13 protein-coding genes are annotated in these 22,184 nt (G+C 70.2%); 6 read left to right on the top strand and 7 right to left on the bottom strand.

Annotated elements, in window-relative coordinates; genetic code table 11:
* Positions 1 to 173: 173 nt before the first annotated feature.
* Positions 174 to 2,210, top strand: a complete 2,037-nt coding sequence (locus ACH492_RS09410) for a M4 family metallopeptidase (protein WP_398984465.1) — start codon at positions 174 to 176, stop codon at positions 2,208 to 2,210.
* A gap of 50 nt (positions 2,211 to 2,260) precedes the next feature.
* On the opposite strand, the gene ACH492_RS09405 is transcribed toward ACH492_RS09410, so the two are convergent.
* The 7 genes from ACH492_RS09405 to ACH492_RS09375 form a co-directional block, all read right to left on the bottom strand.
* Positions 2,261 to 3,484, bottom strand: coding sequence for an alginate lyase family protein (locus ACH492_RS09405; RefSeq protein ID WP_398984463.1), 1,224 nt, complete (start codon positions 3,482 to 3,484; stop codon positions 2,261 to 2,263).
* 199 nt (positions 3,485 to 3,683) lie between these two features.
* The gene (glgP, locus tag ACH492_RS09400) at positions 3,684 to 6,359 is read right to left on the bottom strand and encodes an alpha-glucan family phosphorylase (RefSeq protein WP_398984461.1); all 2,676 of its coding nucleotides are present in this window, start codon (positions 6,357 to 6,359) and stop codon (positions 3,684 to 3,686) included.
* Between the two features lie 140 nt (positions 6,360 to 6,499).
* Positions 6,500 to 7,786 carry a flavin-dependent oxidoreductase gene (locus ACH492_RS09395; RefSeq protein ID WP_398984459.1) on the bottom strand — a complete coding sequence of 429 codons (1,287 nt, stop codon included), beginning with the start codon at positions 7,784 to 7,786 and terminating at the stop codon, positions 6,500 to 6,502.
* A 23-nt stretch (positions 7,787 to 7,809) separates the two neighbouring features.
* Complete coding sequence (locus ACH492_RS09390; RefSeq protein WP_398984457.1) at positions 7,810 to 8,955, bottom strand: monodechloroaminopyrrolnitrin synthase PrnB family protein; 1,146 nt, start codon at positions 8,953 to 8,955, stop codon at positions 7,810 to 7,812.
* 99 nt (positions 8,956 to 9,054) lie between these two features.
* The gene (locus ACH492_RS09385) at positions 9,055 to 10,470 is read right to left on the bottom strand and encodes an MFS transporter (RefSeq protein ID WP_398984455.1); all 1,416 of its coding nucleotides are present in this window, start codon (positions 10,468 to 10,470) and stop codon (positions 9,055 to 9,057) included.
* Entirely contained in the window at positions 10,467 to 11,915 is a 1,449-nt protein-coding gene (locus ACH492_RS09380) for a 4-hydroxyphenylacetate 3-hydroxylase family protein (protein ID WP_398984453.1), read from the bottom strand. The genes ACH492_RS09385 and ACH492_RS09380 overlap by 4 nt, the downstream gene beginning before the upstream one ends.
* A 112-nt stretch (positions 11,916 to 12,027) precedes the next feature.
* On the bottom strand, positions 12,028 to 12,981 hold the full coding sequence (locus tag ACH492_RS09375) for an AraC family transcriptional regulator (protein WP_398984451.1): 954 nt from the start codon (positions 12,979 to 12,981) through the stop codon (positions 12,028 to 12,030).
* A 120-nt stretch (positions 12,982 to 13,101) separates the two neighbouring features.
* On the opposite strand from ACH492_RS09375, the gene ACH492_RS09370 reads away from it, so the two are divergent.
* From ACH492_RS09370 to glgB, 5 genes are all read left to right on the top strand, one after another.
* Entirely contained in the window at positions 13,102 to 14,031 is a 930-nt protein-coding gene (locus tag ACH492_RS09370) for an SDR family oxidoreductase (protein WP_398984449.1), read from the top strand.
* A gap of 512 nt (positions 14,032 to 14,543) precedes the next feature.
* The gene (locus ACH492_RS09365; protein ID WP_398984447.1) at positions 14,544 to 16,544 is read left to right on the top strand and encodes an alpha-1,4-glucan--maltose-1-phosphate maltosyltransferase; all 2,001 of its coding nucleotides are present in this window, start codon (positions 14,544 to 14,546) and stop codon (positions 16,542 to 16,544) included.
* Positions 16,541 to 18,247: a maltose alpha-D-glucosyltransferase gene (treS, locus tag ACH492_RS09360; RefSeq protein WP_398984445.1), complete on the top strand. Its 1,707-nt coding sequence runs from the start codon at positions 16,541 to 16,543 to the stop codon at positions 18,245 to 18,247. The genes ACH492_RS09365 and treS overlap by 4 nt, the downstream gene beginning before the upstream one ends.
* Positions 18,248 to 18,411: 164 nt before the next feature.
* Complete coding sequence (locus ACH492_RS09355) at positions 18,412 to 19,800, top strand: maltokinase (RefSeq protein ID WP_398984443.1); 1,389 nt, start codon at positions 18,412 to 18,414, stop codon at positions 19,798 to 19,800.
* A gap of 101 nt (positions 19,801 to 19,901) precedes the next feature.
* Positions 19,902 to 22,166 (top strand): 1,4-alpha-glucan branching enzyme, encoded by a 2,265-nt coding sequence (gene glgB / locus ACH492_RS09350; protein ID WP_398984820.1) that lies wholly within the window; start codon positions 19,902 to 19,904, stop codon positions 22,164 to 22,166.
* Positions 22,167 to 22,184: the final 18 nt, after the last annotated feature.

The raw sequence follows: 22,184 nt of genomic DNA, 5'->3' as shown, positions 1-22,184 counted from the left end.
CCAATCGGGCAGCGAACGATTTCCGGCCAACTTCTTGACGCGCCCCTGACATAAGCCGTTCAGGGCTGTCACTCTTCCTCCGATCCACGCTCCACACGCCCGACACGCTCCGCATGCTCTGCCCGGCCGACCTCACCCAGTCGCCCGGTACCCCCCTCGCAGAAGGAGTTCGCGTGAGACCCACGCATCGCCGGCGCACCACCGCGACCGGAGCTCTTATAGCCACCGCTGCCCTCCTCGCGGTCGGATTCCAGACAGGCACCTCCTCAGCCGACCCGACGCGGGCCGCCGCGCCGGCGGCGGCGAAAGCGGGGAAGGCCGACCCCGGCGCCCTGCCGCTGAACCTGACCCCCGCCCAGCGCGCCGAGCTGATCCGCAAGCAGAGCGCCACCACGGCGGCCACCGCCAAGGAACTGGGCCTGACCGCCCAGGAGAAGCTCGTCGTCCGGGACGTCACCCAGGACCGCGACGGCACCACGCACACCCGTTACGAGCGCACCTACGCCGGACTCCCCGTGCTGGGCGGCGACTTGGTGGTCGCCGAGACCAGGGCGGGCGCGACCGAGTCGGTCACCAAGGCGTCCAGGTCGGCCCTCAAGAACGTCGACACCAGCGCCGACATCGCCCCGGCCACCGCCGAGAAGCAGGCGCTGGGCGCGGCCAGGGCGGAGGGCTCGGCGAAGACCAAGGCCGACCGCGCGCCGCGCAAGGTGGTCTGGCTGGCGCAGGACGCGCCGACTCTCGCGTACGAGACGGTCGTCGGCGGCATCCAGCACGACGGCACCCCGAACGAGCTGCACGTCGTCACCGACGCGACGACGGGCAAGAAGCTCTTCGAGTGGCAGGCCGTCGAGAACGGCACCGGCAACACGCAGTACAGCGGCCAGGTGACGCTCGGCTCCACGCAGTCGGGATCGACGTACAACCTGACCGACGGCGGCCGCGGCAACACCAAGACGTACAACCTCAACCGCGGCACCTCGGGCACCGGCACCCTGTTCTCGGGCCCCGACGACGTCTGGGGCAACGGCCAGGCCTCCGACCTGGAGACCGCGGGTGCCGATGCCGCGTACGGCGCCGGGATCACCTGGGACTACTACAAGAACGTGCACGGCCGCTCCGGCATCCGCGGCGACGGCGTCGGCGCGTACTCCCGGGTGCACTACGGCAACAACTACGTCAACGCGTTCTGGCAGGACAGCTGCTTCTGCATGACGTACGGCGATGGCTCGGGCAACGCCAAGCCGCTCACCTCGATCGACGTGGCGGCGCACGAAATGACCCACGGCGTCACCTCCGCCACCGCGAAGCTCGTCTACAGCGGCGAGTCCGGCGGTCTCAACGAGGCGACGTCCGACATCTTCGCCGCCGCGGTCGAGTTCTACGCCAACAGCGCCCAGGACAAGGGTGACTACCTGGTCGGCGAGAAGATCGACATCAATGGAGACGGCACCCCGCTGCGCTACATGGACAAGCCGAGCAAGGACGGCGCGTCCAAGGACGCCTGGTACTCGGGCATCGGCAATATCGACGTCCACTACTCCTCGGGCCCGGCGAACCACTGGTACTACCTGCTCTCCGAGGGCAGCGGCGCCAAGACCATCAACGGCGTCAACTACGATTCGCCGACCTCCGACGGTCTGCCCGTTACCGGCATCGGCCGGGACAAGGCCTCGCTGATCTGGTTCAAGGCGCTCACCACGAAGTTCAACTCCACGACGAACTACGCGGCAGCCCGCACCGGCACCATCGCGGTCGCGACGGAGCTGTACGGAGCAACCAGCGCCGAGGTCAAGGCCGTGACCGACGCGTGGGCCGGCATCAACGTCGGCGCCCGCCCCGGCGGCGGCGACCCCGACCCGGGCACCGTATTCGAGAACACCGCTGACGTCGCCATCCCGGACAACGGCGCCGCGGTCACCTCGTCGGTCAGCGTCACCGGCCGCACGGGCAACGCCCCGAGCGCCCTCAAGGTCGGCGTGGACATCGTCCACACCTGGCGCGGTGACCTGGTCGTCGACCTGGTAGCCCCGGACGGAACGGTGTACAACCTGAAGCCGTTCAGCTCTTCCGACTCGGCGGACAACGTCCAGGCGACCTACACGGTCAACGCCTCCTCCGAGGTCGCCAACGGCACCTGGAAGCTGCGCGTCCAGGACAAGGCGGCGTACGACACCGGCTACATCAACAGCGTCAAGCTCACCTTCTGAGCCTTGTCGCAAGGAGCTGCCCGGGGGCCGAGCCCCCGGGCAGTTCCGCGTCAAGCGGGGTTGTTCGCGTGCGTCAGCGTCTCCCATGCCACGAACAGGTTGTTGGAGCCCGCCGGCCGCTGCTGCTCCGTGAGGCGCTGGGTGTTGCTCATGCCGAAGCCCATGCGGTTGTGCAGCGCGTTGAATCCGACCTCGGTGACCGGGCCGAGCCTGTCCTTGAGGCTGCCGTTGCAGAGGTTACCGGGCACGGGCTCGCCCAGCTGGTACTTGGCGTGCAGGCCCAGCGCGTGGCGCAGCCGGTCGGCGATCTCCGGGTAGAGGTCCTGGCCCTGGATTCGGCTGGTCTCGGCGATGTGCGAGATGGCGGAGAGTCCGTATCCGGTGTGGGTGAGGTCGCGGCAGGTCTCCTGGCTGAGGCCGTTCATGAAGGTCGACTGGCCCTGCCAGTACTTGATGATCTCCTCGCGGGTGTCGAGGCCCGAGCCGGGCGCGGCCTTCGGCAGAGAGCCGTCCGAGGTGAGATAGATGTACGCGGGGACCCGGCCGCGGACCTTGGCCACGGCCTTGTCGTACGCCCCGCGGTCCTCCAGGAAGACCGCGATGCCGATCGCCGCCTCCATCATGCTCAGCTCCCAATTGCCGTTGGAGTGCGAGCCGTTGATCACCTCGGGGAGGTACACATTGCGCAGCATCGTGCCGAAGCGGCCGGAGTTGGGCCAGGAGCTGTACGTGTACCTGACTATCTCGGCGGCCCGCGGCCAGGAGGAGCCGGCCCAGCCGGTCTGCAGCGGGGCGTTGCTGTTGGTGTGGTCCTTGATCACCGCGGACCAGGCGTCCATGATCTCGATCGACTTCTTGGCGTAGCGGCTGTCTCCGCCGATGTACCAGGCAAGTGCCAGGGTGTACGCGGCGATTGCGTCCTCGCGCTCGTCCGTGCAGCCGTAGTTGGGGTTGGAGTACGAACCGCACTCGACGACGGCGCGCGGCCTGGCGGTGCGCGACAGTGAGCCGTACTTGCTCGCGAGCATCTGATCGTAGGCGGACTTCCAGGGCTGGGCACCCGCGTTGACCTTGGCCTTCACAAAGTCGAGCTGGGGGCGGCCGACGAGCACGCCGGGGTGGGTGAAGTTCGCGGGCGCGGCGGCCTGTTGGGCGGTGTCCTTCACCGCCGAGGCCGGGGCTATGAGCACCGCGGCCAGCACTGTGGCCAGTGCCGTGGCGAGGGCGAGCAGGAGCGCTTTGGGTCTGCGCAGGGCGCGTGATCCGGTACGCATGGGGGGCCTTCCGGTGGGGGGTGCTCTCCAACTGGGTTCACCCATATGAACGTTGGGCGTGGGGGTGAACACCGCAGTGAGTCAGGAAGCTAAAGGCATCCCATGGGCACGTCAAGGCTCAGAGTTCAAGGCGTGAAAAGAGTCCATGCAAAAGGCGGCGTGGTGGTGCACCCGCACCACCACGCCGCCCTCCCCCTCCTCAGCGCATCAGCACTCCCGCGCCCTCCCCCGTCGCCTCCGTCGGCAGCGCCACCAGACCCAGGTCCGCGCTGGCCGCAAGCAGCGGGTGAGCCGGCAGGATGCGCACCGTGTAGCCGAAGGGGCCCGTGCGGTCCAGCGAGAGCGGCCCCTCGTAGACCCAGCGGCCCTCCAGGTCCGGGCCGCCCGCCGGCTTCAGCGGGGATGTCTGGGCGTCAGCGATCGCGTCGTCGGAGTCGACGCGGCCGGCCACCGCCTGCACATCCACGTCGTCCGGCTGGAGTTCGCCGAGGGCGACCCGCACCCGCAGCGCGAGCGTCGCGCCCAGCTCCGCCGTGCCCTCCGCCGCGGCCTCCTCCAGGGCCTCCACATGGTCGACGGACACCTGTGGCCAGGCCACCCGCACCCGTGCCTTCCAGGCCGCCAGTTCCCGTGCCGCGTCCGCGTCCATGGACCGGTGGGCCCGCGCGGCTGGGGCGTACAACCGCTCCACGTACTCCCGCACCATGCGGCCCGCGAGCACCTTGGGTCCGAGCGTGGTCAGCGTGCGCCGGACCATCTCGATCCAGCGCTGCGGCAGCCCGCCGGCGCCGCGGTCGTAGAAGCGGGGCGCCACCCGGTTCTCGATCAGCTCGTACAGCGCGCCCGCCTCCAGATCGTCGCGGCGGTCCTCGTCGGTCGCCGAGCCGTCGGCGGTCGGAATCGCCCAGCCGAAGTCCGGCTCGAACCACTCGTCCCACCAGCCGTCCAGCACGGACAGATTGAGGCAGCCGTTGAGCGCGGCCTTCATCCCACTCGTCCCGCACGCCTCCAGGGGACGCAGAGGGTTGTTGAGCCAGACGTCACAGCCGGGATACAGCTTCTGCGCCATCGCCATGCCGTAGTCCGGCAGGAAGACGATCCGGTGCCGCACCCGCGGATCGTCCGCGAACCGCACGAGCTCCTGTACGAGACGCTTGCCGCCGTCGTCCGCCGGGTGCGCCTTGCCCGCGACGACGATCTGGATCGGCCTGGTCGGATGCAGCAGCAGTTCCATCAGCCGGTCGCGGTCGCGCAGCATCAGGGTGAGCCGCTTGTACGAGGGGACCCGGCGGGCGAAGCCGATGGTGAGCACGTCGGGGTCCAGCACCCCGTCGATCCAGCCCAGTTCCGCGGCGCCCGCGCCGCGCTGCCGCCAGGAGGCCCGCAGCCGGTCCCGTACCTCCATGACCAGCTGTTCGCGCAGCTCGCGGCGGAGCTCCCAGATGTCGTTGTCCGGGATGTCGGCGACGGAGTCCCAGCGTTCGGAGCCGCCGACGGACAGGGCGTCCTCGGTCCGGCTCGTGCCGATCTGGCGCGCGCCGAGCCGGAACACCTCCGGGGCCACCCAGGTCGGCGCGTGCACACCGTTGGTGACGGAGGTGATGGGCACCTCCTCGGCGTCGAAGCCGGGCCACAGGCCGGCGAACATACCGCGGCTGACGGCACCGTGCAGGGTGGAGACGCCGTTGGCGCGCTGGGCCAGCCGCAGGCCCATCACCGCCATGTTGAACAGGTTGGCCTCGCCGCCCGGATAGGTCTCCATGCCGAGCTGGAGCACCTTCTCGACCGGCACTCCGGCCAGTTCCCCGCGCTCCCCGAAGTGCCGGGCGACGAGCTCGCGGTCGAAGCGGTCGATCCCGGCGGGGACCGGGGTGTGGGTGGTGAACACGGTCCCGGCGCGCACGGCCTCCAGCGCGGAGTCGAAGTCCAGGCCCTGGCCGCCGCTTTCGGAGGGCTCCCCCAGTTCGCGGATGCGTTCCAGGCCGAGGAAGCCGGCGTGTCCCTCGTTGGTGTGGAACACCTCGGGGGCCGGATGGCCGGTCAGGCGGCAGTAGGTCCGCACCGCACGTACGCCCCCGATCCCCAGCAGCATCTCCTGCAGCAGCCGGTGCTCGCTGCCGCCGCCGTACAGCCGGTCGGTGACATCGCGCTCGCCAGGGCCGTTCTCCTCGACGTCCGAGTCGAGCATCAGCAGTGGTACGCGGCCGACCTTCGCCACCCAGATGTGGGCGTGCAGCGAGCGCCCGCCGGGCAGCGCGAGCGACACCCGGGCGGGTGTCCCTTCGGACTCCCGCAGCAGGCTGACCGGCAGCTCGTTGGGGTCGAGGAGGGGGTAGTGCTCCTGCTGCCAGCCGTCGCGGGACAGCGACTGGCGGAAGTAGCCGTGGCGGTAGAGCAGCCCGACGCCGATCAGCGGTACGCCGAGGTCGCTCGCGGCCTTGAGATGGTCGCCGGCGAGGATGCCGAGGCCGCCGGAGTACTGGGGCAGTGCGGCGGTGACGCCGAACTCGGGCGAGAAGTAGGCGACCGCTGCCGGGAATTCGGGCCCGGTGGGGCCGCTGTCCCCGGCGGAGCCGCTGTGTGTCTGGTACCACCTGCGCCCGTGCAGGTAGTCGTCCAGGTCATCGGCGACGGCGGCCAGTCTGCGCAGAAATCGGCGGTCTCCGGCCAGTTCTGCCAGCCGGACGGCGGACGCGGACCCGAGCAGCCGCACGGGGTCGCCTCCTGCCGCCTGCCACCCCTCGGGGTCGACAGCCTGGAAGAGGTCACGGGTCTCGGTGTGCCAGGACCAGCGCAGATTGCGCGCTAGGTCGCTGAGCGGTCGGAGCGGTTCGGGGAGGACGGGGCGGACGGTGAATCGACGAATGGCCTTCACGGGTCCCACCTTCGCAGGGGAGGTACACATCCGAGGGGACGCACGACGGTGTGCGCCTCTCCGTCACCCACAGACGGTAGTGCCAGCCCTGCCCCCGCAACCACGGCGCACGGCCGTCCGGCGGATTCCCGCCGGGGCATTCAGCGTGGCGCGCGCACCGTCGGACCGTAGGGAGAGCCCTGGTTGACGCTCTGCGGGTCGAACGCCCCGGTGGCCGCGTACCGGGCGGCGATCTCGTCCAGTTCCGACTGCGGGATCACCTCGTGGATGTCGGTGAAACCGCCGGGGGCGCGCTCGTGGGCGAGGCTGATGACGACCTCGGGGCCCAGCTGCCGATTGGCCCGCTGAAGCTCTGTCATGGCGGGCCTGCGCCAGGCCTCGTACGCGGCGAGTGCGTCGGCCGGGTCGGCGTGCAGGGCCATGGCATGCGCGAGGGCGCGGCCGTCGACGATGGACTGGGTCGCGCCGTTGGAGCCGATCGGGTACATGGCGTGGGCGGCGTCGCCGATCAGCGTCGTACGGCCGAGGGACCAGCGCGGCAGCGGCTCGCGGTCCACCATCGGGTACTCGAAGGCCCCCTCGGCAGCCCGGAGCACTTCAGGGACGCTGACGCCGTCGAAGTCCCAGCCCTCGTAGTGGTGCAGGAATTTGGCGACCGGCACCGGCCGGTTCCAGTCTCCGCGCGTAGCGTCGTCGACGGATTCGGCAGGCATCGCGAGCGCCCAGTTGACCAGCACCTCGCCGGTGTCCGTGGCGGGCTCGGTCATCGGGTAGACGACGGCCTTTTGGCGGTCGTCACCCGCGATGAACATGAAGGTGCCGCTCCGGTGGGCGGGCAGCGAGGAGACGCCGCGCCACACGAGCATGCCGTTCCACGGCGGTTCGCCCTCGCCCGGGTTGAGGGCCGCGCGGACCGTCGAGCGGATGCCGTCGGCGCCGATGAGGACGTCCGGTTCGAGGGACGCCTTGCCGCGGCGGGCGCCGTCGCGGTGCTCCAGCTGGACCCGGGGGCGCCCGTCGGGGAGCGGTTCGAGGCCGGTGACCTTGACGCCGCCCACCAGGGCGCTGGGGCCGAGCCGGGTGCGTACCGCGTCGGCCAGCGCGAGCTGGAGTTCGCCGCGCTGGATGGAGAGCTGCGGCCAGTGGTATCCGGCGCCGAGGCCGCGCGGCTCGCGGGAGATCAGGCCGCCGCTGCGGTGGTAGTAGCGCAGCTCGCGGGTGCGTACGGCGCGTTCTTCGAGGCGGTCGAGGAGGCCGAGCGCGTCGAGTTCGCGTACCGCGTTGGGCATGATGTTCAGCCCGGCGCCGACCGGGTGGATCTCGCAGGCCGCCTCGACGACGGTGATGCGCTCGAATCCGGCGGTGTGCAGGGCGAGTGCGGCGGTGAGCCCGGCTATTCCACCGCCGGCGATCATGATGTGGGTCATGGGTGTCGGACCTCCTGGGACGGTCAGGCAGCGGGGGTGCGCGGCCGCTCGACGGAGCGGCGTACGAGGGTCTCGTTGTCCCGGGTCAGGTCGAGCACCGAGCGCAGCAGCGCGATCGGGGCGCCACCGCTGCCCACGTCGTACAGCCGTACCTCGTCGCTGTACGCCTTGCGGGCGATGGTCATATGACGGGCGCGGAAGGTCTTGAGGATGCGCAGCACGCGGGCGAGGGAGACTGCGGACGCGGCGAGCTGCGGGGGCAGCCGGTCGGTCGCCTCCCAGCTGACGGCGGCGGACAGCTTGGAGACGGCGGAGGTGCCGCCCTTGTGCTCGGCGTAGTGGGCGCGCCAGGACGGGAGGCTGTACTGCACCGAATCGTCGAGGAAGGCGTCGTAGGCGGGATTGCTGCGGTCGCACTGCCACAGCGTCAGATCGACCAGCCAGAGGGGCACCTGGGCGGCGGCGGGGCCGAGGTAGTCGACGCCCGCGATGTCGATCTCCTCGAAATAGGAGCGCATCTCCCGCGCGAAGAAAGCCGGGGAGACATTGGCGACGGTGAAGTCGATGGAGTCGACCATGGACTGCACATGCTGGGCGGTGCGGTCGAGAGCGAGGGCGAAGCCCGGGTCGTACGGTTCGAGGCGGGCGAGCTCCGCGCAGGTGTCGAGCGATGCGACCAGGCTGGGGAAGACCATCCGGACCGCGTCCTGGAGACTGCTCTCCATCGGGTCGCCGGTGTACATCCGCCGCCGGGCGCCGAGGGGGTTCCACGTCGTGTAGTGGTGCACCGTGTCGCGCGGCACCATGTCGGTGCGCCGGCCCAGCTCTTCGAGCACCGGCAGGACTTCGGGCACGGCGGCGACGGGCTCGACGCCGTGCCGTTTGAGCGAGCCGAGGAGGATCCCCAGGTCGCGCATGGCGGCGAGCGCGTCGGTGATGGCGAGGGCGGCGACCCGGTCCGGGTCGGGCACCAGGGTGCGCAGGGCGACGGTGAGCGCGGGCGCATCGGCGTCGGCGTTCATACCGGGCAGCGCGGCGAGCAGGGCGTCGGCGCCGAGCGGGTCGGCCGCGCATATCTCGGCTATCCGGTAGCGCGGTTCGCCGTGCAGATCGAGACCGGGCGCGACAAGGTCGTACAAGGTCAACGGAATGCCCCCCTCGGGCAACATCGGTTCATTGGGTGGGATGCGGGCCTGGTGGCGTAACGCGGTCACCGGACGCTTTCGCCGCATGCGTACACGTACACCGCACGCTCTCGCCGCACACGGTCACTCCACGGCGCCGCCCACAGGGTCCTGGCGCCGTGGCGCCATCGCGGGCACGGGCAGCCGCAGCCGTACGGAAAGCAGGGTGGCCAGGGCCGCGAAGACGGCCCCGGCCAGCAGCGCGGAACGGAAACCGGAGGTCTGGGCAGCGGCCGACGATCCGCCTGAGGCGGTGGCGACGGCCACCAGGACGGCGAGTCCGAGCACCGAGCCGAACTGCTGGCTGGTGTTGATGAGTCCGGAGGCGAGCCCGGTCTCCTTGGGCGCGGCCTCGGCGGTGGCGGCCACATTGGTGGTGACCATGACGAGCGGCAGAGCGACGCCGAGGACCAGACTGGGCGCGAGGACGGTACCGGCGAAGGTGCCGTCGGCGGTGAGCGCGAGCGCCAGCCACACCATGCCGGCGAAGAGCAGTGCGAAGCCGAGCGTCATGGTGGATCTGAGCCCGATCCTGAAGATGAGGCGGCCGGTCTGGGGCGCGACGGCGACGACGACGAGTGACAGCGGCAGCAGTCCGAGGCCGCCGGTCAGCGGGGACTGTTCGAGCACCCTCTGCAGATAGAGGCTGACCAGGAAGAACATCGGGAAGAGCGCCATCTGGGCGAGCGCGCTGAGGATGTTGGCGTCGCGCAGCGCGGGCCGCCGCAGTACGGCGGGCGGCACGAGTGGGTGGGCGATCCTCGATTCCAGTACAGCGAAAGCTGCCAGCAGCACGAGGCCGGCGCCGCCCGCGGCGAGGGTGCGGGCACTGGTCCAGCCCCACTCGCCCGCGCCGACGAGTGCGTAGGCGACGAGCCCGAGGCCGCCGGTGGCGGTGAGCGCGCCGCCGAGGTCGAAGCCGGGCTGTGCGCTGCGCGTCCCCCCGTCGAGAAGGCGCAGTGCGAGCAGCCCGAGCACCAGCCCGACGAGCACATTGAGCCAGAACGTGGAGCGCCAGCCGAGCAGATCGGTGAGTACGCCGCCGAGGACGGTGCCCAGCACGCCGCCGAGTCCGCCCATCGCGGCGAACGCGCCGAGGGCCTTGTGCCGCCCTGGCCCGTCCGGGAAGAGGCCCAGCAGCAGCGCGAAGGCGGCCGCGGCGGCGAGGGCGGCCCCCACGCCCTGTGCGGACCGCGCGGCGATCAGCGTGCCCGCCGTCCCGGCGAGGCCGCCGGCCGCGGACGCGGCGGCGAGCAGGCCGAGTCCGGTGAGGTAGAGCCGCCGGTGGCCGAGGAGATCGGCCGTGCGGCCGCCGAGCAGCAGCAGCCCGCCGAAGGTGATCAGGTAGGCGTTGGCGACCCAGGAGAGCCCGGCCGAGCCGGAGCCGAGGTCGTCGCCGACCGACGGCAGCGCGACGTTGATGATCGCGGTATCCATGATCAGCAGCAGCTGGGTCGAGGCGAGCAGCGCGAGCGCGGCGCCCGGCCGGGCCGAGGTCACCGGCCGGTCCCCAGGTCCTGTCCGGTTCCTAGGCCGTAGCCGTCGAGACAGTCCTGGGCCAGCTGCTCGCAGCTATCGGCGCCGCCCGCCCGCGTCTGCATGGCCAGATAGACGTGCGGGGCGCCGTGGTAGAAGCGCTCGTACTGCTCATGGCGTCCGGCGAACTCCGAACCGAGCGCGTCCCAGACCAGTTTGAGCAGCTTGATCCGGTCCTCGGCAGAGGTTCCGGGCGCGCGCAGATACTCCCTCACGACGGGCCCGAGCTCGGGGTGGAGCAGATCCCCGGCGGACGCCGGCAGCTGGATGATCCCGCCGCCCGCCAGCAGCTTGATCTCCTGGACCGCGCGCGGGTACAGCTCGCCGGCCATGATGCGCTGGGCGAAGGAGATCTCCTGGCCCGGCATGACGCCGCCGCGGCCGCCGTCGACCTGTTCGCAGTCGGCCTCGGCGGCCAGCACGAAGGCCTTGGCCTGGGCAACCATGCCGAGCAGCCGACCGACCGCCTGGGTGACGGGCGGCAGTTGGTACGTCTTGTTGGTGCGGGTCAACAGGATGGCGAGACCGGTGAGGAATTCGAGCTTGGTCCAGAAGCGGGTGGCCGCCTGGTGACCGAAGTTGAGGTAGGCAGGGGTCTGCCACCACATCGCGGCGGTCGCCTCGACGTTGCGGTAGGTCAGCACCCGCTCCCACGGTACGAAGACGTCGTCGCACACCAGCAGCGCGTCGTTCTCGTCGAAGCGGGAGGAGAGCGGGTTGTCGAAGACGCTGCGGGCCTGTGCCTCGTACGACGTACGCGAGACGAACTTCAGGCCGGGTGTGTCGACGGGCACCGAGAAGCACAGCGCGTGCTCCGCGTCCTCGGGGGCCAGCGGCTCGATCGTGCCGACGATCACCTCGTCGGCGAAGACCGCGCCGGTGCCGATCATCTTGGCGCCGCGCACCACGATGCCGCCGTCCTTCTCGGCGACGACCCGCACCACGAGGTCGTCGTCTCCTTCGCCGGACTGAGGGTTGCTGATGGTGAAGGCCGAGTACAGGTCGCCCTCGGCGAGCCTGCGGTGGTACGCGAGAGCGTTCTCGGCGCCGTCGAAGGAGTCGGTGGTGAACAGCTGGGGCACGGCGGCGAAGCCCGCGGCGCCGCCCGCCATGTAGTCGGGCGTACGGCCCAGGAAGCCGAAGCTCGACTCGGCCCACAGCTTGTATGCCCTGCGCCGTGCGACCAGGTCTTCGTAACTGCGGGGAACGGCGAAGGCGCGATGTACCCCGCCGGAGGTGAGCACATCGCGGTGCTCGGAGTCGTGTGCCAGGTCGTAGAGGTGCGCGATCGACGCCGCGGTGTTGCGGAAAGCGTGGTGCCGTGTGACGTCCTTGACCCGTTCGCCGTCGAGCCACACCTCGCGCCCGTCACACAGCGATTCGAGGTATTCCTGGCCGGACCTGGTCAACGTCTCTCCTCAAACGGCGCAAGCGGAAGGGCTCTCGACTCGGTCGAGCCTGTCTCCCGCCGAGGACGCAGGGCAATGAACGACCGTCCAGCGGTGATTAAGAACCGGCCAGTCATGCAGCTGAGGGGCTTCCCGATCGGTACTCGCCCGGCGTCATCCCGTACCACTTGCGGAAGGCGAGGTGGAAGCCGACGGCGCTCTGGTAGCCGACGCGCTCCGGCACTGCCGACTGGGGCAGCGAGGTCTCGCCGAGCAGCCGGGCCGCCTCCTGCATCCGACGCCCGGTCAGATGCCTGGCGGGCGCCTCGCCGACGAGCTCCCTGAAGGCGGCGGTGAACGCGGAGCGGGACATGCCGACCTCGCGGGCGAGCGACTCGATGGTCCAGGGCTCCGCGAACCGGGTCGCGATGATCACCATCGCCTTGCTGATGCCGGGATGGCGCAGCACGGGCAGCGCGGAGGGATTGTCGGCCAGTTCGCGCAGCAGCGGTCGCAGTGCGAGCACCAGCGCCATCTCGAAGGCGCGCAGCGTGACCAGCCGGTCGCCGGGGCCGACCGGGCGGTCGGTGGCCGCGAGCAGCCGCAGCGTGTCGCGCAGCAGCGGCTCCTTGTCCACCTGGGAGCCGTCGAGCACCAGCGCCCAGGGCAGCGCCTGGTAGAGGCCGGTGGCCGCGGACGCGTCGTAGTGCAGCCCGGCGCAGAGCAGCCGGCTCTCCGGCCCCTCCCCCTCGATCCTGATCTCGCCGGAGGTGCCGGGCGCCCGCTCGGGGAGTACGGCGCCGAGCGCGACGCCCCGCCGGTCGGGCCGGTCGGAGAGCCGGTGGGCCGTGCCGGTCGGGAAGAGGGCGAGGTCGCCTGCGTGCAGTTCGAGCGGGTTCTGGTCCTCGCCGGTGATCCAGCAGCCGCCCTCGGTGATGAAGTGGAGGACGGCGCAGCTCTGTTCAGCGTCGCCCTCGATGGCCCAGGGAGCGCTGACGTGCCATCGGCTGTCGAAGACCCCGGTCAGACGCAGGGGTTTCAGCAGCTCGCTGAGGAGGTCATCGCTTTCGCTGTCCGTCGCTTCCATTGGACGATCCTTCAACCTCCGCCCCGGTTTGTTAATTGATCGGCCGAACTCACCGACGCGAGCCTGGAAGAGCCGTTCACGGCAGGCAGCCACACCCTATCGAAGGGGCCCTTAAGACACATGTCCGATCACATTCCGATGCGCGTAGCGGTCGTGGGGGCGACCGGCTTCCAGGGCGGTGCGACGGCCCGCCTGCTGGCCGAACGGAAACACCGGGTCCGCACGCTGAGCCGCAAGCCCGCGGCGGACCGCCCGGAGCTCCCCGGTGTCTCTGTCGCCGGCGGCGACCTCGGGCGGTACGAGGATGTGCGCCAGCTCTTCGAAGGTGCCACGCACGCGGCGGTGATGCTGCCGCTGGTGTACCAGGCCGAGAAGGTGATGCGGTACGCCCAGTACATCGCGAAGGCGGCGCGCGAGTCCGGGGTGCGCCGGCTGGTCTACAACGCGAACACCCGCATCCCGGACCGGACCACGAATGTCGCGGCCTTCGAGACCCGCCGGCTCGCCGAGACGGTGTTCCGCGAGAGCCTTGCGCAGAGCGGCGTGGAGGTGGTGGTCGTACGCCCGCCGGTCTATCTGGAGAACCTGTTCAGCCCGTGGAACGGCCCGGCCCTGGTGAACGAGGGCGTGCTCGCCTACCCGCTGCCGGCCGACGCGCCCACCGCGTGGATCTCCCACCGGGACCTGGCCGAGGCGGTCTACGCGGCGCTCACGGTGGATGGGTTGGCGGGCCGCACCTTCGACATCGGCGGCGCACAGACGCTGACGGGCCATGAACTGGCGACGGCGTTCGGTCAGGGCCTCGGGCGCGAGATCCGCTACGTACCGCTGGAGCCACTCGTCTTCGAGCAGGGTCTCTCGCAGATCCTTGGCGCGGAGTCGGCGGCCGGGATTGCGGGGATCTACCACTACATGGCGACGGGCCTGGAGCCGCGTCTGATGGCGGGCGACAAGGGCGTGTCGGCTGGGGCTCTGTCGGTCAAGCCGGCGCCGGTGGACGAGTGGGTGGCGCGCCAGCCGTGGCAGATGTGGTCGGGGGAGCAGTCATGAGGGCGACGAGGAGGCCCGAGCCGAGCTGGGGCGCGGAGCCCAACTGGGGCGCGGTGCTCTGAGGCGGTACGGGCGGTACGAGTGCGGGTGCGGGCCTCGGCGCGAAATGCGTCGGGGCTCGCGTGCTGTCCGGGTCAGCAGAAACAGATCCCGCGCCGCGAAGTGTTGTGCACCCACCTGCGCCCTAGTAGTGCTGCATCCCCCGGGGGACGACCCCCGGACCCCCAGCAGAAACAGATCCCGCGCCGCGAAGTCCTTGTGCACCCACCTACGCCCTAGTAGTTAACAATCCACCGGATTGCCCACCCGAACCCTATGGGAAGGCTCATTCGGTACGCAGGCCACCGCACCCCTCTCAACATTCTTTCCGCCCACCCGAGTGAACGCGGACAGGAGCGGCCATGCCCGCAGCACGCCAGTCGTCGACCGAGCAGCTACAAAGAAGCACCCGTATCCATAAAACGGCACATCCCGCCCAATCCACCCTGCTCGCACAGCCCTCAGGTGATCTCATGATCGGTCGCATCCCCGTCCTGGACGTCCGCCCCCAAGTCGACTGCGGAAGAAGGCCCGCAAAAGCCGTGACCGGTGAGACCTTCCAGGTCACCGCCACCGTGTTCCGCGAGGGCCATGACGCGGTGGCCGCCAACGTCGTCCTGCGCGACCCGAGCGGACGCCCCGGACCCTGGAGCCCCATGCGCGAACTCGCGCCCGGCACCGACCGGTGGGGCGCCGATGTCACGCCGGACTCCGAAGGGCGCTGGACGTACGCCGTCGAGGCCTGGAGCGACCCGGTCGCCACCTGGCGGCACAACGCACAGATCAAGATCCCCGCAGGCATCGACACCGCGCTGGTGCTCGCCGAGGGCGCCGCGCTGTACGAGCGCGCCGCTGCCGGGGTGCCCAAGCGCGACGGCCGGGAGGCCGTGCTCGCCGCCGTCGACGCGCTGCGTGACGAGGCGCGGCCCGCCGCCGCCCGGCTCGCCGCGGCCCTCGCCCCCGACGCCCGCGCCGCGCTCACCCGCCACCCGTTGCGCGAACTGGTCACCGCCTCCCGCCCGTTGTCCCTCATCGTCGAGCGTCGGCGCGCGCTCTTCGGCTCCTGGTACGAGCTGTTCCCGCGCTCCGAGGGCGCCGTCGTCACCGAGGGTGAGCCGCCCGTATCCGGCACCTTCCGAACCGCCGCCGAGCGGCTGCCGGCGGTCGCCGCGATGGGATTCGACGTCGTCTATCTGCCGCCCGTCCACCCCATCGGCACCACCCACCGCAAGGGCGCCAACAACACCCTCTCCCCCAGCGCCCACGATGTCGGCGTCCCCTGGGCCATCGGTTCCGCAGACGGCGGTCACGACGCGCTCCACCCCGACCTCGGCACGTTCGACGACTTCGACCACTTCGTCGAGACGGCGCGCGGCCTACGCATGGAGGTCGCCCTGGACTTCGCGCTCCAGTGCTCGCCCGACCACCCCTGGGTGGAGAAGCACCCCGAGTGGTTCCACCACCGCGCCGACGGCTCCATCGCCTACGCCGAGAACCCGCCCAAGAAGTACCAGGACATCTACCCGGTCGCCTTCGACCAGGACTTGCGCGGGCTGGTCAATGAGACCGTGCGCATCCTGCGCTTGTGGATGGACCACGGCGTACGGATCTTCCGCGTCGACAACCCGCACACCAAGCCCGTCGTCTTCTGGGAGAAGGTGATCACGGACATCAACCGCTCGGACCCGGACGTGGTCTTCCTGGCCGAGGCGTTCACCCGCCCGGCGATGATGCACACCCTCGCCGCCATCGGCTTCCAGCAGTCGTACACGTACTTCACCTGGCGCAACACCAAGCAGGAGCTGACCGAGTACCTCACCGAGCTCTCCGGCGACGCCGCCTCGTACATGCGCCCCAACTTCTTTGTGAACACCCCGGACATCCTGCACGCCTACCTCCAGCACGGCGGCCGCCCGGCGTTCGAGGTGCGGGCGGTGCTCGCCGCGACGCTGTCGCCTTCATGGGGTGTGTATGCCGGCTACGAACTGTGCGAAAACGTCCCCCTCCGAGGCGGAAGCGAGGAGTATCTGGACTCGGAAAAATACCAACTACGGCCGCGCGACTGGGAGTCGGCGGAACGGGAGGGTCGAACCATCACACCTCTGATCACCGCCCTCAACCGGATCCGGCGCCGCCACCCCGCGCTGCAGCAGCTGCGCGACATCCACTTCCACCACACCGACAACGACGCGGTGATCGCCTACTCGAAATCCGCCGAGGGCCCTTCGGGACCGAACACCGTCCTCGTCGTCGCCAACCTCGACCCCCACCACACCCAGGAGGCCACGGTCTCGTTGGACATGCCGCACCTCGGCCTCGACTGGCACGAGAGCGCACCGGTGCGCGACGAGCTCACCGGCGAGACCTATCACTGGGGCAGGGCCAACTATGTGCGCCTCGAGCCGGGCATCACGCCCGCGCACATCGTCGTTCTGCGACCGTCCCCGCCGATCGGAGGGTCACCCACATCATGATCGTCAATGAACCCGTCCACGACCTGTTCGAGGACACCCCCGCCAAGGACCGCGACCCCGACTGGTTCAAGCGGGCCGTGTTCTACGAAGTCCTGGTGCGATCCTTCCAGGACAGCAACGGCGACGGCATCGGCGACCTCAAGGGCATCACCGCCAAGCTGGACTATCTGCAGTGGCTGGGCGTCGACTGCCTTTGGCTGCCACCTTTCTTCAAGTCCCCTCTGCGGGACGGCGGTTACGACGTCTCCGACTACACCGCCGTCCTTCCCGACTTCGGCGACCTGGCCGACTTCGTGGAGTTCGTGGACGCCGCGCACCAGCGCGGCATGCGCGTGATCATCGACTTCGTCATGAACCACACCAGCGATCAGCACCCGTGGTTCCAGGAGTCCCGCAGCAACCCTGAGGGACCCTACGGCGACTACTACGTCTGGGCGGACGACGACAAGCAGTACCAGGACGCCCGGATCATCTTCGTCGACACCGAGACGTCCAACTGGACCTTCGACCCGGTGCGCAAGCAGTACTACTGGCACCGCTTCTTCACCCACCAGCCGGATCTCAATTACGAGAACCCCGCGGTGCAGGAAGAGATCGTCTCGGCGCTGCGATTCTGGCTGGACCTGGGTATCGACGGCTTCCGTCTTGACGCCGTGCCGTACCTGTACCAGGAGGAGGGCACCAACTGCGAGAACCTCCCCGCCACCCACTCGTTCCTCAGGCGGGTGCGCAAGGAGATCGACGCGCACTACCCGGACACCGTGCTCCTCGCCGAGGCCAACCAGTGGCCGGAGGACGTCGTCGACTACTTCGGCGACTTCACGGCCGGCGGCGACGAATGCCACATGGCGTTCCACTTCCCGGTGATGCCGCGGATCTTCATGGCCGTACGGCGCGAGTCCCGCTATCCGGTCTCCGAAATTCTCTCCAAGACCCCGGCGATCCCGCAGAACTGTCAGTGGGGCATCTTTCTGCGCAACCACGACGAGCTCACCCTCGAGATGGTCACGGACGAAGAGCGCGACTACATGTACGCGGAGTACGCCAAGGACCCGCGGATGCGCGCCAACATCGGCATCCGTCGCAGGCTCGCCCCGCTGCTGGACAACGACCGCAATCAGATCGAGCTGTTCACGGCGCTGCTGCTGTCGCTGCCCGGATCGCCGATTCTGTATTACGGCGACGAGATCGGGATGGGCGACAACATCTGGCTGGGCGACCGGGACGCCGTGCGGACCCCGATGCAGTGGACGCCCGACCGGAACGCCGGATTCTCCTCCTGCGATCCCGGCCGGCTCTATCTGCCCACCATCATGGATCCGGTCTACGGCTACCAGGTCACCAATGTCGAGGCGTCGATGGCCTCACCGTCCTCGCTGCTGCACTGGACCCGGCGGATGATCGAGATCCGTAAGCAGAACCGCGCCTTCGGGCTCGGCTCGTACACCGAACTACCGTCGTCGAACCCGGCCGTGCTCGCCTTCACCCGCGAGTACAAGGACGATCTCGTGCTCTGCGTGCACAACTTCTCGCGGTTCGCGCAGCCCACCGAGCTCGATCTGCGGGCGTTCAACGGACGGCATCCGGTTGAGCTGATCGGCGGGGTGCGATTCCCGGCCATCGGCCAGTGGCCCTATCTGCTCACTCTCGCGGGCCACGGCTTCTACTGGTTCCGGATCAGAAAGGACACCGCGACCGGCTGACCCACAAGTAACGAGAGGTACCTCCCGCGGGGCGGTTTCCGCCGCCCCGCACCGGGCACTCTCCCCTTCATCCCCGCGCGCCGCCGGACAGCCACAGCTGTAATCCGGGACACTCTGCGCATACAGCGCCATTGGAGTGCATCTCGGGGAAAGGACGCGATGCCATGTCGGAGGCTGCATCCACCCGGACTCCCGTCGCTCTTCTTCCGTCGCTCGCCCCTCTGCTGCACGCCTGGCTGCCCCACCAGCGATGGTTCGCCGGCAAGGGCCACCCGGTCACCGGCTTCTCGCTCGTCTCGGCGACCGAGCTGCTGCCGCTGGACGGCGGGTCGGGTCCCGGGCTGCTGCATATGCTCGTACGCGTGAAGCAGCCGGGGCTGCCGGCCCCCTCCTCGCAGGACTGCTACCAGCTCCTCCTCGGCGTACGCGAGACACTGCCGCCGCATCTCGCGCCCGCGCTGATCGGCCATCCGGCCGAGGGCCCGCTGGCCGGGCGGACGGTCTACGAGGGCCTGCACGATCCGCGGCTCGCGGAGCTGATCCTGGAGCGGCTGCGCACGCCGGGCGTTCTCGGGCCGCTCCGCTTCGACCGGTTCGACCGCGCCCCCGCCATCCCCGCCTCTCTCGCCGCGCGCCCGCTGGACGCCGAGCAGTCCAACTCCTCGCTGGTGTACGGCGATGCGTACATCCTCAAGTTCTTCCGCCGCGTTCACCCCGGCCCCAACCCCGATCTGGAGCTGCCACTCGCGCTGGCCCGCGCCGGGTGCGACCGGGTGCCGGTGCCGGTCGCCTGGTACGAGGCCACCTCGCCCGAGCCGTACACCCTCGGCGTGCTGCAGCCGTTCCTCCGCGGCTCGCAGGACGGCTGGCTGCTCGCGCTGGACTCGCTGGCCGCCGGGCACTCCTTCACCGACGAGGCCCGCGCGCTCGGCCGCGTCACCGCCGAGGTGCACACCGCACTCGCGGGCGCGCTGCCCACCGTGATGCTGCGCCGGCCGCAGACCGAGCACCTGGCGGACGCGATGGGCCAGCGTCTTGAAGCGGCCGCGCAGGCGGTGCCCGCGCTGCTGCCGTACGTGCCACAGCTGCGGGCCGCCTTCGACGCACTGGCCGCGCTGGGCAGTCGCGGCCGCGCCTGGCGGGCCCAGCGCGTCCACGGCGATCTCCATCTGGGGCAGACCCTGCGCGGCGGCGGCCCGCACGGCGACGGCCACTGGTCGGTCATCGACTTCGAGGGCGAGCCAGCCCGGCCGCTCGGTGAACGCCGCAGGCCGCAGCCCCCGGTGCGCGATGTCGCCGGCATGCTCCGCTCGTTCGACTACGCGGCCCGCACGCACCGCCCGTGGAACCCCGACTGGGCCGAGCTTTGCCGTGCGGCGTACTGCGAGGGCTACGCCGAGGCCGGCGGCGACGATCCGCGTGCCGAGGCCGAACTGCTGCGCGCGTACGAGACAGACAAGGCCGTGTACGAGGTCGTCTACGAGGCCCGGCACCGCCCCGACTGGCTTCCGGTGCCGATGGCGGCGATCGACCGCCTGGCCGCAACCACCTGATCCCCCACTGCCCAAGGAGGCCGACCCCCGTGAGCGCCCGACCCCCGTCCCGCAATTCCTCCGACCCCGATGTGCCCAAACAGGTGGCCGACACCGCGCGCCTGGGGAAGAAGACGGCGGCGCCGAAGCCGCGGGCCGGCGCCAGCCATGGCGTGCGGGCCGCCCGGCCGCTCGATGACGGTGACCGGGAGCGGCTGCTGGCAGGCGCGCATCACGATCCGCACGCGCTGCTCGGCGCGCACGAGATGCGGGGCGGTGTGGAGCTGCGCGTACTGCGTCCGTTCGCGCGGTCGGTGACCGTGCTCGCCAAGGGGCTGCGGGCCGAGCTGCACGAGGACGGCGGCGGGTTCTTCTCGGGTGTGCTGCCGCTGCGCGCGGCCCCGGAGTACCAGCTTCTGGTCGCGTACGACGACGGCACCGACGCCGGGACCGAGATCGAGATCGAGGTGCAGGATCCGTACCGCTTCCTGCCCTCGCTCGGCGAGCTCGATCTGCATCTGATCGGCGAGGGGCGGCACGAGGAGCTGTGGCGGGCGCTGGGCGCGCATCCGATGGCGCACCAGGGCGTCACCGGCACCCGGTTCACGCTGTGGGCACCCAATGCCCGCGGGGTGCGGGTCGTCGGCGACTTCAACTACTGGGACGGCACCGGCCACCCGATGCGCTCGCTCGGCTCGACGGGCATCTGGGAGCTGTTCGTTCCCGGCGTCGGCGAGGGGGCGCTCTACAAGTTCGACATCACCCGCCCGGACAGTTCGCACACCCTGCGGGCCGACCCGATGGCGCGGCGCGCCGAGGTGCCGCCCGCCAACGCCTCGATCGTGACCGAGTCACACCATGTGTGGCACGACGAGGAGTGGATGGCGCAGCGCGCCGAGCGGCCGTTGCACGAGTCGCCGTTCTCCGTCTACGAGGTGCATCTCTCCTCCTGGCGCCCGGGCCTGACCTACCGCCAGCTGGCCGTCCAACTCCCGGCGTACGTAAAGGATTTGGGCTTCACGCACGTGGAGTTCATGCCGGTCGCCGAGCACCCCTTCGGCGGCTCGTGGGGCTATCAGGTCACCGGCTTCTACGCCCCGACCTCCCGGATGGGCACCCCCGACGACTTCCGCCATCTTGTCGACGCCCTGCACCGGGCGGGCATCGGCGTGATCGTCGACTGGGTGCCGGCGCACTTCCCGAAGGACGACTGGGCGCTTGCGGAGTTCGACGGCCGCCCGCTGTACGAGCACGAGGACCCGGCGCGTGCCGCGCACCCCGACTGGGGCACCCTCGAGTTCGACTACGGCCGCACGGAGGTGCGCAACTTCCTGGTCGCCAACGCGACGTACTGGTGCGAGGAGTTCCACATCGACGGGCTGCGGGTGGACGCCGTCGCCTCGATGCTCTACCTCGACTACTCCCGCGAGCAGGGCGAGTGGACGCCGAATGTGCACGGCGGCCGGGAGAACCTGGACGCGGTCGACTTCCTGCAGGAGATGAACGCCACCGTCTACCGGCGCTGCCCCGGCGTCGTGACGATCGCCGAGGAGTCCACGGCCTGGGACGGGGTCACCCGCGCCACCCACCATGTCGGCCCGGGCGGCTTCGGCGGCCTCGGCTTCGGCCTGAAATGGAACATGGGCTGGATGCACGATTCGCTGGGCTATGTCTCGCACGAGCCGGTGCACCGCAAGTTCCACCACAACGAGATGACGTTCTCGATGGTGTACGCGTACAGCGAGAACTATGTGCTGCCGATCTCGCACGACGAGGTCGTGCACGGCAAGCGGTCGCTGGTGAGCAAGATGCCCGGCGACTGGTGGCAGCAGCGCGCCAACCACCGCGCCTATCTGGGCTTCATGTGGGCCCATCCCGGAAAGCAACTCCTCTTCATGGGCCAGGAGTTCGCGCAGGGCGCGGAGTGGTCGGAGGGCCACGGCCCGGACTGGTGGCTGCTCGACCCGTCCTACGCGGCGGAGGCGGACCACCGCGGGGTGCGGGATCTGGTGCGCGATCTGAACAGGGTGTACGGCGCCACCCCCGCGCTCTGGCAGCGGGACACCGACCCTGGGGGCTTCGCCTGGGTGGACGGCGACGCCGCCGAGGACAATGTCTTCGCGTTCCTGCGCTACGACGCCTCGGGCTCGCCGCTGCTCGCCGTGTGCCACTTCTCGCCGGTGGTACGGCACGAGTACCGGCTCGGTGTGCCGGACGCGGTCCAGGCGTGGACGGAGGCACTCAATACGGACGGGGCGCGGTACGGCGGCAGCGATGTGCTCAACCCGGACCCGCTGAAGCCGGAGTCGGTGCCGTCGCACGGCCGTCCGGCGAGCATTCAGCTGACGCTGCCGCCGCTGGCGACGTTGTGGCTGCGGCCGGTGTGAGCGCCGCGCCCGGACGGG

Source organism: Streptomyces sp. NPDC019443 (genome assembly GCF_044389785.1).
Classification (GTDB): Bacteria; Actinomycetota; Actinomycetes; order Streptomycetales; family Streptomycetaceae; genus Streptomyces.
Note: the sequence above shows the minus strand (reverse complement) of the source record. Positions and strands in the feature narration are given on the sequence as shown.